The sequence below is a fragment of the Actinomadura sp. 6N118 genome, assembly GCF_044326415.1.
GTDB lineage: Bacteria > Actinomycetota > Actinomycetes > Streptosporangiales > Streptosporangiaceae > Spirillospora.
Genome location: NZ_JBIRAZ010000024.1, coordinates 32,308 through 48,095, shown reverse-complemented (window position 1 = coordinate 48,095; position 15,788 = coordinate 32,308). Strand labels below are relative to the sequence as shown.

The following is a 15,788-nucleotide window of genomic DNA, read 5'->3' as shown; positions in this document are numbered from 1 at the left end:
TATAGGCCCGCCATCTAGTCGTGGGCGGCGTGCCGGCTAGTCGTGGGCGACGTGCCGGCCTCCCTTCTCGTGGCCCCCGCCGTCGGGCGCCGAGCCGGTCTGGACGGCCTTGGCGTCGACGTCGTCGCCCAGGCTCTCGCGGGAGAGACGAGTGAGGATCTCGGCGAGCTCAGGATGTTCGTCGGGAGACCAGCCGGACAGGTGCTCGGCCAGTCCCTCGCGACGGGCCTCGAAGAGCCGGCCGGCGACCGCCTGTCCGCTGTCGGTGATGACGAGGTCGCCATCACTGCGTATGACGAAACCCGCGTTGACCAGGCGGTCCACGTACGGACGGCCCCGTTCGACAGGCACGCCGGCGCGTTCGGCCAATTCGGCGCCGGACACCGTGCCGTCCTTGGCGATCCGGCAGAGGGCCCACATGCTCCCGGCGTGCAGGTTGACCCCGGAGAGGGCGCCGAGGCGCTCGTACACCTCCATGGCCCTGGCGTCCTTGCGCATCAGCACGCTGAGCGCCCGTTCGATCTCGTGCCGGGACGACCGGACCGTGGGGGCGCCGCCGAATCCCTCGCCATAGTCCTGGGCACCGGCGGTCGCGCGGAGCGGCACCTCGCGCAGGAACCAGGTCAGCACGACCGCGACGAGCGCGACCGGCACCGCCCAGAGGAAGACGGTCTGGATGGACTCCGCGTACACGTGCAGCACGTCGCCCCTCACCTGGGGCGGCAGCTGGTCGAGGAGCTTGGGATCGCCCTGGGCGGCGGACGGGTCGAAGCCCGGCGGCAGCTCTCCCTTGCGCACCACTGCCTCCATGTTGGAGGCCAGCTGGTTGGCGAAGACCGAGCCGAACACCGCGACGCCGAAGGAACCACCGATCTGGCGGAAGAACGTGACGCCCGACGTGGCCGAGCCGAGATCCTCGTACGGAACGGCGTTCTGCACGGCGATGACCAGCACCTGCATGACCAGCCCCAGCCCGAAGCCGAGCAGAGCGAACCGCAGGCTCATGGAGAGCGTGGAGGTGGTCTCGTCCATACCCGCGCACAACCACATGCCCAGCGCGACGATCGGCGTGCCCACGACCGGATAGATCTTGTAGCGGCCGGTGCTGCTGATGAGCTGGCCCGACCCGATCGAGGCGACCAGCATGCCGAGCATCATCGGCAGCAGGTGCACGCCGGACATCGTCGGCGAGACGCCGTGCACGACCTGCAGGAAGATCGGGATGAACGTCATGGCACCGAACATCGCGAAGCCGATCACGAAGCTGATCGCGGAGCCCTGTGAGAAGACGGCCTCCTTGAAGAGCCGCGGCGGCATGACCGGCTCGCCGGCCCGCAGCTCCACATAGATCCACAACACGATGAGGACGACGGAGCCCACACCGAGACCGATGATCTGCGGCGACGACCACGCGTACTCCGTGCCGCCCCAGGTGGCCATGAGCACCAGCCCGACCGCCCAGCCGACGATCAGCAGGGTGCCCAGGTAGTCGATCGTGTGCTGCTCGCGAACGGACACGGCGTGCAGCACGGCGGCGATGACGATCAGCGTGACGATGCCGATCGGGATGTTGATGTAGAAGACCCAGCGCCACGACAGGTTGTCGACGAACCAGCCGCCCAGCAGCGGCCCGCACACGCTGGAGACACCGAAGACCGCGCCGAACAGCCCCTGGTAACGGCCGCGCTCCCGGACCGGCACCACGTCGCCGACGATCGCGACGACGAGCACCATGAGCCCGCCGCCGCCCAGGCCCTGCACGGCGCGGAACGCGATCAGCTGGGTCATGTCCTGGGCCACGCCGCACAACGCCGACCCGATGAGGAAGATGACGATCGAGGTCTGGAACAACCGCTTGCGCCCGTACTGGTCGCCCAGCTTGCCCCACAGCGGCGTGGACGCGGTCGAGGAGAGCAGATACGCCGTCACCACCCACGAGAGGTGGTTGAGGCCGCCCAGATCACTGACGATCGTCGGCAGGGCCGTGGAGACGATCGTCTGGTCCAGCGCCGCGAGCAGCATGGCGAGCATGAGCGCACCGAGGATCACGTACAGGTCCCGCCCCTGAGGCATGGACCGGCCCTGAGGCATGGACCTGCCTTCCTCCTTGATCGCCATATCAGCGGTCATCCCCGCGACTCGCTCGATCAATCCGTCTATCGTTCAGGGGGAGAGGCACCTCCCCCGGATCGAAGGTGGCCATGGAAGGGATCATCGCGCTCGTCGTGACGGCGCTGTTGTGCGGATTCGCGGTGCGCTGGGCCGCCCAGCGGCTGCGGCTGCCAGTGCCGACCTATATCGCGGTCTTCGTCGTTTTTGTCCTGGTCACACTGGCCTTGTTCGGACGACAGCTCGACTCGTGAGGTCGAGTAACGTTTTCTCCTCTAACGGGGACGAACTTCCCTCCACAGGAGGCGAACTTTCTCCCCCTCCGGAGAGTCATAACTGACGAATTCGGCTTCCATACCCCGCTCGTAGTCAGTGCCGATGGCATGCGTACGGCCAGACCGAGCGGCATCCCGCATCGCGAAGCCGACCTGAGCCGAGGGAGACCCGACGTGCCGCACCCCGCGACCGAGGTCCATGAGTCCGGCGGCACGGTGACCCCGCATGTACGACGCCTGCTGGACTTCGCCGAGCCGACCCAGGAGGACGTCTGCCTGGACGTCGCCCGGGGCCGCGGGCCGATGCCCGCCGCCCTGTCCCCCCAGGTCCGCCATGTCACCGCCGTGGACGCGGCGCCCCCGCCGGCGGCCTGGGCCGGCCGTCCCGACGGCCAGGGCCGCGTGCCCACCGTCGAGTTCGGCACCGGCCCCGTCCGCATCGCCGACGCGGACGGCGACCAGGCCGGCCCCGCCGCCGCGCATCGCGAGATTCGCCGGTCACAGCACCTCCCGCCGCAGCACACGGCCAGAGGCGGGCAGCTCGGCCTGACCGATCCCGACGGTTTTCCGGTCGAGTCCGCCGACGCGCTGACGGTACGTGCCGAGACGGTACGTGCGGAGGCGACCGCACTCCCCTACCAGGACAACGCGTTCAGCCTCGTCACCACCCGTTTCTCCCTCTACAACCTCGGCGATCCCGAGCAGGTGCTGCGGGAACTGCTCCGCGTGACCCGCCCCGGCGGACGGCTGATCATCGCCGACGTGGTGCGCACCAACCTGGCCGGTGCCGACCGGGATTGGATCGAGCGCGTCCGCAACCCCGACCACCCGGGCACGTTCTCGATCGCCGGCCTCACCGACCTGATCACGAGCGCCGGCGCGAACGTCCGGCGGCTGGACGTCTTCACGGTCGAACGGCCGGTGGAGCCCTGGCTCGCCGGGGCGCACTCCCTGGCCGCCGCCGCGGAGATCCGCGAGGCCCTGGAGGAGGAGGTCGACGGCGGTCCCCGGACCGGCGCCAAGCCCCGCATCATCGGCGGCGAGCTCTGGTTCACCCAGAACTGGGCACACGTGGCCGCCGAGCCGATCTGATCCCGGCCCACCTCAGGGCACGGCCTCAGGACACGGCCTCAGGACACGGCCTCAGGACACGGTCTCAAGGCACGAGTACGGCTGCTCCGGTGAAACGGTCGGCCGCCAGATCGGCCAGCGCTTGATCCGCATCGTCCAGCCCGTACGGGCGCGTCGTCACCGCCACCCCGAGCCGGGCGGCCAGCGCGAGGAACTCCTCCCCGTCCGCCCGTGTGTTGGCGGTCACGGACCGCACCTGCCGCTCCTGGAAGAGGTGCCGCTGGTAGTCGAGCGACGGCACATCGGTCAGGTGGATACCGGCGATCGCCAGCGTGCCGCCCCGATCGAGCCGTTCGAGCGCGGTCGGCACCAGGCCGCCCGCCGGCGCGAAGATGATCGCCGAGTCGAGCGGTTCGGGCCCATCGCCGAACGAGTCGCCCGCCCAGACCGCACCCAGCGACAGCGCCAGCTCGCGGGCCGCAGGTGACCGGGTGAAGACGTGCAGCGCGGCGCCCTCCGCCTGCGCGATCTGCGCGGCCAGATGCGCCGAGCCGCCGAACCCCCAGATCCCGAGACGTCCGCCGGGTGGCAGCTCCGCGCACCGCAGCGCCCGGTAACCGATGATCCCCGCGCACAGCAGCGGTGCGGCACGGACGTCGTCGAGCTCGGGCGGCAGCGCGTAGGCATACGCGTCCACGGCGATCGCGTACTCCGCGTACCCGCCGTGCGCGTCCCAGCCCGTGTAGACCGAGGCCGGGCAGAGGTTCTCGGCACCGCGCCTGCAGAACCGGCACGCCCCGCAGGTGCCGCGCAGCCACGCCACGCCGACCCGCTCGCCCACCCCGATCCGGCATCCGGCCCCGACGGCGAGCACCGTCCCGACGATCTCGTGGCCCGGCGTCACCCCGGGCAGGTGAACAGGCAGATCGCCTTCGGCGACGTGAAGATCCGTACGGCAGACCCCGCAGGCCAGGACCTTGAGCAGCAGCTCGCCCTGCCCCGGCTCGGGCACGTCCCGGTCGATCCGCCGCAACGGCCGGTCGGCGATCGGTCCGGGCTTGTCGACCATCCAGGCACGCACCCCACCACGGTACGCCCAACGCCCCGGCGAGATCAGCGGGGCACCGAGACCTCTGCGCTCCGGGACCAGCTGCGCACCGAGGCCAGCGAGGTACGGAGGATCAGGGAATGAGAGGTAGCTCGAACCAGACGGCTTTGCCGTCCGCGGTGGGGCGGGCGCCCCAGCGGCTGGCCAGCTGGTCGACCAGGTAGAGCCCGCGGCCGCCCTCGTCGGTCTCGCCGGCGCTGCGGATGCGCGGCAGCCGCAGGTCGGAGTCGAAGACCTCCACCCAGATCGCGTCCGCGCCACGGCGCAGCCGCAGCCGGAAGTCCTTGGTCGGCGGCTCGCGGCGGCCGAGGTCGGCGCCCAGGTTCCAGTCGTCCTCGTCGAAGACCCCGTCGAGGTCGCCCGCCGTGTTGAACTGGACCTGCGGCATGCCGGACGGCACCAGCTCGCGGCGCGGGGTCGGCGTCGTCGTGGCGTGCAGCACGACGTTGGTGACCACCTCGGAGACCAGCAGGCACGCCAGCTCGGCCTGCTCGTCGAGCATGCCCCAGGAGGCGAACGCGTCGGCGGCCATCCGGCGCGCCTCCGAGACCATGATCGGCTCGGCCGGGAACAGGCGTTCCTCCACCGCGAGCTCCTCCGCGGCGGTACGGATCACCACGATGGCGACGTCGTCGTCGATGTCGCCCTGCACCGCGTCGTAGGCGGCCTCCGCGATCGTCTCCACGTCCCGGCGGGCCACCTCGGCGATGGCCTCGCGGACCAGCTCGCGGGCCTCCTCGCGGGTGTGGTACTCGCCGTTCTCCTTGGGCCGCCGGTCGATCAGGCCGTCGGTGTAGAGCACCAGCGTGGTGCCGGGCTTGAGCTCGGTCGACTCCTCGTTGAAGAGGATCTCGCCGCCCATGCCCGGACCGCGGACGCCGAGCATGGCGCCCTCGCTCTCGAACTTCAGCTCCGAGATCTCGCCGTCCGCGATCAGCAGCGGCGGGTCATGCCCGGCGTTGGCGAACTCCAGCACCCGCGACCACGCGTCGTAGGTGAAGTAGGTGCACGAGACCAGCGGCGGCCGGACCTCGTCGTTGTAGGGCGCCCATCCCGAGCGCTGCCGCTCCGGCCGGGTCATCGTGCGCACCCACTCGTCGAGCTTGCGCAGGATCTCGGCGGGCGACTTGTCGTCCTGGGCGAACGCGCGCATCGCGGCGCGCAGCTGGCCCATGACCGCGGCGGCCCGCGCCCCGCGTCCCTCGACGTCGCCGATGACCAGCCCGACCCGGCCCGCCGACAGCGGGATCACGTCGTACCAGTCGCCGCCGACCTGGGTCTGCACGCCGTGCCCGTGCGACTCGTTGGGCCGCGCGGGCTCGTAGCGCCAGGCCACCTGCAGGCCGTCCAGCCGCGGTGGCCGCTCGCTGGGGAGCAGGTTCTTCTGGAACGCGAGTGCGGTCTCGCGTTCCTCCTCGAAGAGCATCGCGTTGTCGACGGCTATCGCGACCCGCCCGGCGATCGCGCCCATCAGGTCGCGGTCGAAACCGTCGTAGTGCGGGTCGGGGCGCTTGGTCAGGTTGGACAGCGCCACGCTCATGACGCCCAGCAGCTCGCCCCGCACGAGCAGCGGCGCGGAGATCACCGAGGTGATGCCCATCTCGTCGCCGAGCCGCTTGCTGGAGTCGCTCGGCGCGGAGAACCGATGCTGGACCATGTCCTCGACGAGCACCGCGTCCCGGCGGCTCATCGCCTTGGCGCTGAAATGCCCGGCCGGGTAGGAGATCGCCTCGCCGATGTCGGCCCAGGTGCCGGGCGGTGGCTCCCAGCCGCCCGCGTGCCGTGCCGCACGCCGGACGAGCCGGCCATAGGCCTGGTTGGGCCGTTCACCGGTGTCGAACAGGTCGATGAAGCAGTGGTCGGCGAACTGCGGCACCAGGATGTCGGCCACCCGCCGCAGTGTGGTCTGCAGCTCCAGCGACCCGGCCAGCCGCTCGCCGATGCGCTCCAGCAGGCCGTACCGGTCCTGCTCGCGCTGGTTGCTGCGGAGCGCCTCGCGGGCGAAGATCACGATGCCGTCGACGGCCCCGGACGGATGCCGGAGCGGCACCGCGTGCGCCCGCGTGTAGACCGAGGTGCCGTCGGAGCGCAGGTTGCAGAAGGTCCCCTCCCACACCCCGCCCTTGAGCACATGCCTGGCCAGCTCGGTGGCCTGCTCATGATCTTCCTCGGCGATGCCCAGCGACAACACCGAGTGCCCGATCACCTCGTCTCCGCCGAAGCCGAAGAGCTGACGGGCGAACGAGTTGCCGTAGATGACGTTGCTGAAGCGGTCGCAGACGATGACCGCCATCTCCATCTGGCTCAGGACGGTCTCAGGTGGCAGGTGCGCCGCGAACGGCGATTCCCCCCAGCTCTTCATGACCCCGCCCGTCCGAGTCCAGATGCGTCCCCAGTATTGAACGACGAACTTGCCTCATGGATACGCGAGAACGACAGGAGGGAACGGAGATCTTCGGAAAAGACCCGGAACTCGATAGCCAACGGACCCCCGTCAGCGCCGGCTGACGAAGACGTGCTCGGCGATGTCGCGCGGCAGCTCGCTCGCAGGGCTGTCGGCCTCGTCGTCACATGTCACCCGCACACCGTCGTCCGTCGTCTGAAGGGTTACCTCGCGTCCCGGTTGTATCCCGATTTGCTTGAGTTTAAGCATCAGATCGCTGTCGCTTTGCACCTGCTCGCTGATCCGGCGAACGATCGCGCGGGCGCCGACGGGGGTCGCCACGTCGGACATCACCGAGACGGGGGCGGCTTCGCTGTCGTCGCCGTGGCCGCCCAGCTCGTCCAGGCCGGGGATGGGGTTGCCGTGCGGGCAGGCCGTCGGGTTGTCCAGCAGGGCCACCAGGCGCCGCTCGACCTGCTCCGACATGACGTGCTCCCAGCGGCAGGCCTCGATGTGGACGTCTTCCCAGGGCAGGCCGATCACGTTGACCAGCAGGCACTCCGCGAGACGGTGCTTGCGCATGACGGACACCGCCAGGTGGCGGCCCGCTTCGGTCAGTTCGAGGTGCCGATCGCCCTCGACTCGCAGCAGCCCGTCGCGTTCCATGCGAGCCACCGTCTGGCTCACTGTGGGGCCGCTCTGGGAGAGACGCTCGGCGATACGGGCGCGGAGAGGGATGATCCCCTCTTCTTCGAGCTCGAAAACCGTACGGAGGTACATCTCCGTAGTGTCAATCAGGCCGTGTGAGGTCACGAGCTCCCTCCAGTCTTGTGCGATCGAGTCTACTTGCTCAACCGACTCAGAGGCGGTGCCTGCACATATCCCTCTCGTGGTGGGTATGGAGCAACACACCATGACTGCGACTCCTTCCCACGACGCGGAGCCCTTCCTGCCGGAAGATCCCCAGCTCCGGGCCGATCTTGAGGCCCTGCGGCAGGCCTCGGCGGGCTGCAAAGGGTGCCCGCTGCACGAGAACGCGACCCAGACGGTTTTCGGCGAAGGCTCGCCGGACGCGCACGTCGTGCTCGTCGGCGAGCAGCCAGGTGATCAAGAGGACCGCCAGGGCGCCCCGTTCGTCGGCCCGGCAGGGCGTCTGCTGGACCGCGCCCTGGTGGAGGCGGGCATCGAACGCGGCGACGTCTACGTGACGAACGCGGTCAAGCACTTCAAGTTCAAGTACCAGGGAAAACGCCGGATCCACGAGAACCCCAACTCCGGCGAAATGCGTGCCTGCCGCCCCTGGCTCCTCGCCGAACTCCAGAGCCTCGACCCCGACGTCGTGGTCACGCTGGGAGCCACGGCAGGCAAGGCGCTCCTCGGCTCCACGTTCCGCGTGACCAAGCAGCGCGGCGAACTCCTGCCGCTGCCCGACCTGGAGCTGATCGGCACCCCTGCGGCCAAGGCCAACGCCGAAGCGAAGAAACGCTCCGGCGCCCAGCTGCTCGCGACCATCCACCCGTCGGCTGTGCTCCGCTCGGACAATCGCGATGAGATGTACGCCGGTCTGGTCGACGATCTGAAGAAGGTCGCCAGCGCCCTCGGCTAGGTCGCCAGCCGCCTCGGCTAGGTCGCCAGCAGCTTCGGTAAGGGCGCCAGCGTCCTCGGTTAGTTGGTCGGTGCCGGTTCCGGGGTGGAGGCAGGGGCGGCAGTGCGGGTGTCGTAGCGGAGAAGGGCCGGGACGGCGAGCGCTGCGACCACCACAAGAACGGCGCATGCGATCCCGCCGCCCACCCAGGAGACAGTGGCCCCGGCCATGGCCGCGGTGGCTCCCGCACGAAGGTCACCCAGGCGAGGACCACCCGCAACCACGACGGTGAAGACACCCTGGAGGCGGCCACGCATCTCGTCTGGGGCGTACGTCTGCAGCATGGTCTGGCGGAAGACGGCCGAGACAAGGTCGGCCGCGCCGCCCACGGCGAGCAGGAGCACCGCCAGCCAGAGGCTGTGGGCAAGCCCGGCGGCGGCCACCGCCAGCCCCCAGACGACAATGGCCCCCACAAGCGCGATGCCCTGACGGCGGACGCGGCCGATCCAGCCCGACGAAAGGCCTCCGAGGACCGCGCCGATCGCGATCGCGGCGAACAGCCAGCCGACCGCCCCGTCACCGCCGTAGCGCGTGTCGGCCAGCTCAGGAAAGAGTGCGCGCGGCATGGCCACGCCCATAGCGATGATGTCGACGACAAACGACATCATCAGCACCGGCTGAGTCGCCAAGTAGCGAAAGCCCTCGAACACCGAACGCAAGCCAGGCGTGCCGGTGACGTCCCCCAGCGGAGGCACCGGCGGCAGCCGCAATGCCGCGTACAGCCCCACGGTGAAAAGAATCGCGTCCAACGCGTAAGCCGCCGAGTAGCTGAACGTGGCGAGGATCAATCCGGCGAAGAGCGGCCCGACGAGCATGCCGACCGTGCTGGCCGTGAAGTTGAGCGTGTTGGCCGCCGGGACGAGATCCTTCTCCAGCAGCCGGGGGATGATCGCACTGCGGGTGGGCGAGGAGACGGCGAAGCCGGTGGCCTGCACGGCGACGATCGCCATGATCAGCCAGAGGTCGTTCACCCCGAGCAACGCCTGCGCGAGCAAGAGCAGGGTGGACACCCAGGTCACGCACGAGGACAGGAAGAGCAACCGGCGCCGGTCCATGTGGTCGGCCACGGCCCCGCCCCACAGCCCGAAAACGATCAGCGGCACGAGGTTGACCACACCGAGCGCGCCGACCCAGAACGAGGACCTGGTCATGTCGTAGACCTGCACCGGCACGGCAACGGCGGTGACTTGGAACCCGACGAACGACACGCCCTGCCCCATCCACAACCGCCGGTACGCGGAGTGGGCGAGCGGACGCGTGTCGATCACGATCCGCTTCATCCAGCCTGATCGGGGCTTGCCGGTCTCTGCCTTGCCGGTCTCTGCCTTACCGGTCTCTTCTTTGCCGGTCCTCTCCGGGGGCTCGGCTGCGTCTCGCACGTCGCTCGCTTGTAGTCGGGGGCACTCCTTAGCAAGGGTAAGCACTTCACGCCGGGCCTGGTTGAGCGGGGCGTGCGGTGGTCAGGGGCAGGGCGTTCCGGTGGTCAGGAGCTAGACGTTCCGGTGGTCAGGGGGCTAGGCGTTCCAGGATCCACTCGGGGCCCTCGTGCCGGTAGCGGAGGCGGTCGTGAAGGCGGTCCAGGCGGCCCTGCCAGAACTCGACCGACTCCGGGATCACGGCGTACCCGCCCCAGAAGTCGGGCCGCGGCACACTCGCCGCACCCTCGTCACCAGGCTCGTTGGCCGCCGCGGCCGGATCCGGCCAGCGCTCGGCTAGCTCGGCGTAGCGGGCCTCCAGCACGTCCCGGTTCGGGATCACCTCGGACTGGTGGCTGGCCCATGCACCCAACTGCGAACCGTACGGGCGGGTACTGAAGTAGGCCTCGTTCTCCGCGTGCGTCAGCGGCTCGACCCGGCCCACGACTCGCACCTGCCGGTGAAGCGGGTGCCACGGGAAGACGAGCGCCGCGCGGGGGTTGGCCGCCAGGTCCCGGGCCTTGTCCGAGGTCAGGTTGGTGAAGAAGCGGAAGCCGCCCGGCCCGTACCCCTTGAGCAGGACCGTCCGGGCACTCGGCACGCCGTCGGCGGAGGCGGTCGCGAGGACCATCGCGTTCGGCTCCGGCAGGTCCGCGGCGGCGACGCCGGCGAACCACGCGTCGAAGAGCTCGAACGGGTTGTCGGGCACGTCGCTCTCCAGCAATTCCCCTCCCTCATAAGCTCTCCGGAGCCGTGCGGGGTCTGGCGTTGGGCGATCCACAGCGTCTGAGCCTCCCACCAGGGCATTGTGCATCTCACAGGGACCTGGGTACTCACCAGTAGGACGGACAGGGTTCAATGGCACGGCACCGCCTTATCACTATGGGGACGAAAGGCAGGACGACATGTCCGACTTCAAACCTGGTCTCGAGGGGGTCGTAGCCTTCGAGACCGAGATCGCCGAACCGGACAAGGAAGGCGGCGCCCTCCGCTACCGGGGCGTCGACATCGAGGAACTCGTCGGCCGCGTCTCCTTCGGTGACGCCTGGGGTCTGCTGGTCGACGACAGCTTCGATCCCGGTCTCGCCCCGGCCGAGCCGCACGTGCTGCCGGTCCACTCCGGCGACGTCCGGGTCGACGTCCAGAGCGCCCTGCCGATCCTCGCCCCGGCGTACGGCATGCGCCCGTTGCTCGACATCAGCGACGAAGAGGCACGCGCCAACCTGGCCCAGGTGTCGGTGACGGCGCTGTCGTTCGCGGCCCAGTCGGCCCGTGGACTGGCGGTGCCGATGGTCCCGCAGGGCCGCATCAACGAGGGCAAGACCATCACCGAGCGGTTCATGATCCGCTGGCGCGGTGAGCCTGATCCCAAGCATGTCCAGGCCATCGACGCGTACTGGGTCTCCGCCGCCGAGCACGGTCTCAACGCCTCCACGTTCACCGCCCGCGTCATCGCCTCCACCGGCGCCGACGTCGCGGCCAGCATCTCCGGTGCCATCGGCGCCATGTCCGGCCCGCTACACGGCGGCGCCCCGGCCCGCGTGCTGCCGATGATCGAGAAGGTCGAGCAGGTCGGCGACGCGCGCAAGGTCGTCACCGACATCCTCGACAGCGGCGAGCGCCTGATGGGCTTCGGCCACCGCGTCTACCGCGCCGAGGACCCGCGCGCCCGCGTGCTCCGCCGTACCGCCAGGGAGCTCGGCGCCGAGCGCTACGACGCAGCCAAGTCCCTGGAGGACGCCGCCCTGGCGGTGCTGCGCGAGCGCCGTCCGGACCGCCCGATCGAGACCAACGTCGAGTTCTGGGCCGCGGTCATCCTGGACTTCGCCCAGGTCCCGACCGCGATGATGCCCGCCATGTTCACCTGTGGCCGTACCGCCGGGTGGGCAGCGCACATCCTGGAGCAGAAGCGCACCGGCCGCCTCGTCCGGCCGAGCGCGAAGTACGTCGGTCCCGGCAGCCGTTCCATCGAGGACGTCGCCGGCGCAGCGGAGGCCCTCAAGCGCAACGACGCCTGACGGATTCTTTCCGGCACGGCGTCCGCCACCCCCGCACGACGCGCTCGAGGCCCCCGGCAGCCCGCCGGGGGCCTTTTGCATGCCCGCCTCGCAACTGTCCATGCGCCCCGCTAGGGGTTGGGCGGGCAAGAAGCCTCCGGTTGCGCGCCCTCGACGAGGCGTCCGCACACCTGGAGGACGGTTGTGGCGCCGTTCTTCTCCACCTTGGCCAGCACCACCGGCTTCTGTTCGACCTCGTGCCCGGTCGTGCGCGGGCCGAACAGCAACAACCCGCTCGCCCCCTGCGGGAACGCGCGGCGGTCGGGTTCGGTCAGCTCGGACAGGATCGCCGCGGCCGTGGGTTGTGTCCGGGCCTGCTCTCCGAAGATCCGTTCCGCCACGTTGATGATCGTCCGGGCGGCGTCGTAACCGATGGCCGCGTGGGTGCGGGAGGGGCGCAGGTTCGCCGGGGCGGTCTTGCCCACCAGCTTGTCGACCACCGGCTCGAACTCGGCGTAGAACGTCTGCAGCGGCCGGTCGCCCACCCAGCGGCGGTCCCACGCCTCCTTGGCCGCCAGCGGCGTGTAGTAGAGCCGCAGCGATTCCGTCCTGCCGAGCTCGGCACCGTTGTCGCTCACGTACTTGGTGACCTCGTCCCCGCCCAGCACGACCAGGCTCCCGCCGCCGCACGAGGTGTTGGCGACCTTGTTGATGAACGAGCGGAACTCGTCCGACCTGCCCGCGTAGTAGAAGAGCTGCGCCGGCTTCGCGCACGCCTCCTCCACCTTGCCCGGCACCTGGCTCGGGTCCGAGTACGCGAAGATCCGGACCGTGCCCGGCTTGAACGAGTCGGCGAAGTCGCGGGCCAGATTCTGGCTGTACTGATCGTCCTTGGAGGCGTCGTAGAAGACGTCCGCGCTGGACGCCTGGAGACCGTCGAGTTGCCCGTTCCGGCTCCAGTACGCGGCGTGCCGGGCCAGTCGCCAGTTGGAGGGCGCCAGACGGAAGTAGTACGGCGAGAAGCTGGTCTTGCGGCGCGCGGTCAAGTCGTAGGTGTTCGTGGTCCCGAGCATCGGCAGCGCCGACTTGCCCAGCACGTCAATGGCCTCGTCCGTCTGCCGTTTGCTCTGGCCGAACCCGATCACCGCCACGATCCGCGGGTCCTCGCCCGCCCTCTTCCGGATGTGCTCGGCGACCTCCTTCGCGTACCGGAAACGCGAGCCGGAGTTGGCCAGCAGGACGCGCAGCCGCGGCTGCCCGTTGGCCTCGTTGTGCTTCTCCTGTGCGATCGACAGGCCGACCAGCTCGCCGTGCACCCCGGCCATCAGATCGGCCTGCAGGCTCTTGTCCTGCGGGTCCGTGGTCATCGGCCCCAGGTAGACGATCGTGACGTACGGCTTGCCAGAGGACACCGCGTCCTCGTTGAGCTTGTGGATGCGCTTCTCGACTCCTTCCAGCCGGTTGGCGTAGATGTGCGAGCCATCGGTGATGCCGATGCATTCGCCGTTGTCCGCGTGCCAGACCGAGACCGGTGAGCAGTAGCGCACCGTCTGCAACGTGATCACCGTGACCGAGGCGACGAGGATTGCGCCCATCGCGATCCACGGCATCGCCGGATGCGTCACCCACGGCCGCCGCCGCCCCCGGTGGATCGGCTCGGTGGACGAGCCGTCGCCTGCCCCGAGATCCACCTGGAACGCCCGCCGCGTGCCGAGCACCGCCACCCGCTGCTGCTCGGCGAGGTACTCGTTCCAGAACGGGTTGCCTTCCCCGTACTCGCGCAGCACGCCCAGGTCCACTGTGGCGGGCTCGGCGAGCGGCACCCGTACCGAGTCGGCAAACCGGCCGGCCTCGTCCGCCGAGGCGAGCGGGAACGCGATGACGAGCGGATCGAAACGCTCCTCATGCCGGCGCAGCTCCTCGATCCGCTCGACGAACCGCCGGGCCTGGTCCCGGCTCGGGTGGCCGGCTGGGAAGAGGTCGAAGACCACCGCCGGATAACGCACCCGTGCCCAGGCGGCCCGCCAGATGCTGCGCCGGTAGCCGTGCCGGAGGTCCTGGAGGAACGCGGCGACCAGCAGCCGTTCGAGCTCGTCGTCCAGCGGGATGCCGGGGTCGGGCTCGTCCCGGAAGAAGACGTCCAGGGCCAGCCCGAGGAAGTCCGACGAACGGTTGCCGCGCAGGTACGTCTGCTGCGTGGTCGTGAACCAGCGATAGCGGCGCCGTCCCGCCCAGTCCCGCGTCCGCGCGGTGATCTGGCCGGCGATGAAGACGATGCCGACCGCGGCCGCCAGCATGGCCGTGGCCAGGTTCAGCGCGGCTGCGGTACCGGCGCTGAGCAGCGCCACCGCCGCCACCCCGATGGGCGCCACCTGCTCCAGATGGACGAGTGCCGAAGCAAGCCGCCCTCGTTCGCCCGGTCGTTCGGCGGGCACGACGATCTGGCGGCGCTTGCGGATGCCGCGGCCCAGCAGGGTGCGGCGGTGCGCGTCCTCCTCGGCGGCCTGCAGGTCGCCGGCCAGCTGCCAGGCTTGCCGCTGCGCGTTGGACGAGAACCTCGGCGCCTGCTCGTTCTCGCCAGCCTGCTCCTGTTGAAGGCGCATCCGCCGCAACTCCAGCAGCCACAGCGCCATGCTCAGCAGCGGGAAGCGCAACGCGGGCTCAAAGCGAGGCCGGTTCGCAGAGAGATCGCGGCTGGTGTGCCGTAGGAGCAGGGCGAGATCGGTGAACGAGGACTGGCCGTCGGCGGTGATGTGGCTGTAGGGGCCGCCGTCCGCCATGCACGCCTCGACGAAGAAATGGGCGACCTGCCTGGTCTCGTGCGGCGTCCCGATGGTGACCAAGAGGGGGCGCAGCCGATCACCGGCCCGGCTCGTCGGCCGTTCCCTGATCCGTTGGAAAAGGCTGAGCAACCCCTCCAGCCGGGTGACATCGCCGCCCATGTTCACTCGGCACCTCCACGGTCGCTGGTTCTCCCGGCTTCCTGCGCGTCACCAATCAGACGCCGACGGCAATGAAATCGATCACCGGCAGGACAAGGGAAGCCCATTTGCGATGATTGAGTCGTGATCGATGACATTGATGAGCCGCTGGAGGGCGATATCGGCCCCAGTGTCCGCCCGTCGTCACAACCGGCGTCCGCACCGGCGTCGCGGTCGGACAAGCCCGCTGCTGCCGACACCGCGGCCGACACGGCGGCGGAGCTCACTCGATACGAGGAGGAACGCGAGGCGAGGCGCCGCCGAACGAACGCCCTCTCCGGCCGCATCGCCGCCGCGCTCGCCGCGCTGCTGCTGGCGTTCCTCGCATACGACTCGATCGACACCGCGCTGCAGGCCCGGGATAAGGGCGACCCCTGGCTGTACCCACCCGGCACGATCGCCGCCATCTGCGTCGCTGCTCTCGTCGCCCTGACCCTCTGGGCCTTCCTGCGTCGTCGCCGTTGACCCTCGCTACGCCGGTCAAACGTGCAAGAACTGATCAATTTCCATGATCGTCACTGGCGAGCCTCACCATATTTTGAAGATCGCGAAGAGGGTTACCGTCCATGCAGCCGAGCGCTGATCACCAGCGCTCACCTCGGACGGAGGATCCCAACCATGATCCGTTCCCTGAACAAGCTCGGCGACCGCCTGCTGGACAGGCTCGCCCCCAACACCAAGGCGTCCGCGGACCCCGGCTGCTGGCGCGAATACCGTGGAGGCGGCGTGTACGAGTGCTGCCCCATGGGCGGTATTACCTACTGCAAGCGACTCTGGTAGTCACCGTTTTATCCGGCTGACCCA

Annotated in this window: 13 protein-coding genes; 6 read left to right on the top strand and 7 right to left on the bottom strand. The window is 69.6% G+C overall.

The window, feature by feature from the left end:
• Positions 1-36 precede the first annotated feature (36 nt).
• On the bottom strand, positions 37-2,130 hold the full coding sequence (locus ACH34W_RS43820) for an MFS transporter (protein WP_395967144.1): 2,094 nt from the start codon (positions 2,128-2,130) through the stop codon (positions 37-39).
• A 71-nt stretch (positions 2,131-2,201) separates the two neighbouring features.
• Between ACH34W_RS43820 and ACH34W_RS43815 the strand changes: the two genes are divergently transcribed.
• Together ACH34W_RS43815 and ACH34W_RS43810 are read left to right on the top strand one after the other, a co-directional pair.
• Positions 2,202-2,363 (top strand): hypothetical protein, encoded by a 162-nt coding sequence (locus ACH34W_RS43815; RefSeq protein WP_395967143.1) that lies wholly within the window; start codon positions 2,202-2,204, stop codon positions 2,361-2,363.
• Between the two features lie 195 nt (positions 2,364-2,558).
• Complete coding sequence (locus ACH34W_RS43810; RefSeq protein ID WP_395967142.1) at positions 2,559-3,476, top strand: class I SAM-dependent methyltransferase; 918 nt, start codon at positions 2,559-2,561, stop codon at positions 3,474-3,476.
• Between the two features lie 64 nt (positions 3,477-3,540).
• On the opposite strand, the gene ACH34W_RS43805 is transcribed toward ACH34W_RS43810, so the two are convergent.
• The 3 genes from ACH34W_RS43805 to ACH34W_RS43795 form a co-directional block, all read right to left on the bottom strand.
• On the bottom strand, positions 3,541-4,536 hold the full coding sequence (locus ACH34W_RS43805; protein WP_395967141.1) for a zinc-dependent alcohol dehydrogenase family protein: 996 nt from the start codon (positions 4,534-4,536) through the stop codon (positions 3,541-3,543).
• Between the two features lie 100 nt (positions 4,537-4,636).
• Positions 4,637-6,925, bottom strand: coding sequence for a SpoIIE family protein phosphatase (locus tag ACH34W_RS43800; RefSeq protein WP_395967140.1), 2,289 nt, complete (start codon positions 6,923-6,925; stop codon positions 4,637-4,639).
• A gap of 132 nt (positions 6,926-7,057) precedes the next feature.
• The gene (locus ACH34W_RS43795; protein WP_395967139.1) at positions 7,058-7,759 is read right to left on the bottom strand and encodes a metal-dependent transcriptional regulator; all 702 of its coding nucleotides are present in this window, start codon (positions 7,757-7,759) and stop codon (positions 7,058-7,060) included.
• Positions 7,760-7,859: 100 nt separating this feature from the next.
• Between ACH34W_RS43795 and ACH34W_RS43790 the strand changes: the two genes are divergently transcribed.
• Complete coding sequence (locus ACH34W_RS43790; RefSeq protein ID WP_395967138.1) at positions 7,860-8,552, top strand: UdgX family uracil-DNA binding protein; 693 nt, start codon at positions 7,860-7,862, stop codon at positions 8,550-8,552.
• A gap of 59 nt (positions 8,553-8,611) precedes the next feature.
• Here ACH34W_RS43790 and ACH34W_RS43785 read toward each other — a convergent pair whose 3' ends face one another.
• Together ACH34W_RS43785 and pdxH are read right to left on the bottom strand one after the other, a co-directional pair.
• Complete coding sequence (locus ACH34W_RS43785) at positions 8,612-9,970, bottom strand: MFS transporter (RefSeq protein ID WP_395967137.1); 1,359 nt, start codon at positions 9,968-9,970, stop codon at positions 8,612-8,614.
• Between the two features lie 127 nt (positions 9,971-10,097).
• Positions 10,098-10,820: a pyridoxamine 5'-phosphate oxidase gene (pdxH, locus tag ACH34W_RS43780; protein ID WP_395967136.1), complete on the bottom strand. Its 723-nt coding sequence runs from the start codon at positions 10,818-10,820 to the stop codon at positions 10,098-10,100.
• 91 nt (positions 10,821-10,911) lie between these two features.
• Between pdxH and ACH34W_RS43775 the strand changes: the two genes are divergently transcribed.
• Positions 10,912-12,024 carry a citrate synthase 2 gene (locus ACH34W_RS43775; RefSeq protein WP_395967135.1) on the top strand — a complete coding sequence of 371 codons (1,113 nt, stop codon included), beginning with the start codon at positions 10,912-10,914 and terminating at the stop codon, positions 12,022-12,024.
• Positions 12,025-12,134: 110 nt separating this feature from the next.
• Here ACH34W_RS43775 and ACH34W_RS43770 read toward each other — a convergent pair whose 3' ends face one another.
• A complete protein-coding gene (locus tag ACH34W_RS43770) occupies positions 12,135-14,945 on the bottom strand; it encodes an ABC transporter substrate-binding protein (protein ID WP_395967134.1) in 2,811 nt (936 codons plus the stop codon).
• 123 nt (positions 14,946-15,068) lie between these two features.
• On the opposite strand from ACH34W_RS43770, the gene ACH34W_RS43765 reads away from it, so the two are divergent.
• Positions 15,069-15,449 (top strand): hypothetical protein, encoded by a 381-nt coding sequence (locus tag ACH34W_RS43765; protein ID WP_395967133.1) that lies wholly within the window; start codon positions 15,069-15,071, stop codon positions 15,447-15,449.
• A gap of 153 nt (positions 15,450-15,602) precedes the next feature.
• Positions 15,603-15,764, top strand: a complete 162-nt coding sequence (locus ACH34W_RS43760) for a hypothetical protein (protein WP_395967132.1) — start codon at positions 15,603-15,605, stop codon at positions 15,762-15,764.
• The last annotated feature ends 24 nt before the right edge of the window (positions 15,765-15,788 follow it).

What these genes read in the sequence shown, in the direction of transcription:
- ACH34W_RS43800 (WP_395967140.1), bottom strand. Translation starts at nt 6,925, where the DNA reads ATGAAGAGCTGGGGGGAATCGCCGTTCGCGGCGCACCTGCCACCTGAG.
- ACH34W_RS43820 (WP_395967144.1), bottom strand. Translation starts at nt 2,130, where the DNA reads ATGACCGCTGATATGGCGATCAAGGAGGAAGGCAGGTCCATGCCTCAG.
- ACH34W_RS43790 (WP_395967138.1), top strand. Translation starts at nt 7,860, where the DNA reads ATGACTGCGACTCCTTCCCACGACGCGGAGCCCTTCCTGCCGGAAGAT.
- ACH34W_RS43775 (WP_395967135.1), top strand. Translation starts at nt 10,912, where the DNA reads ATGTCCGACTTCAAACCTGGTCTCGAGGGGGTCGTAGCCTTCGAGACC.
- ACH34W_RS43770 (WP_395967134.1), bottom strand. Translation starts at nt 14,945, where the DNA reads ATGGGCGGCGATGTCACCCGGCTGGAGGGGTTGCTCAGCCTTTTCCAA.
- pdxH (WP_395967136.1), bottom strand. Translation starts at nt 10,820, where the DNA reads ATGCACAATGCCCTGGTGGGAGGCTCAGACGCTGTGGATCGCCCAACG.
- ACH34W_RS43815 (WP_395967143.1), top strand. Translation starts at nt 2,202, where the DNA reads ATGGAAGGGATCATCGCGCTCGTCGTGACGGCGCTGTTGTGCGGATTC.
- ACH34W_RS43760 (WP_395967132.1), top strand. Translation starts at nt 15,603, where the DNA reads ATGATCCGTTCCCTGAACAAGCTCGGCGACCGCCTGCTGGACAGGCTC.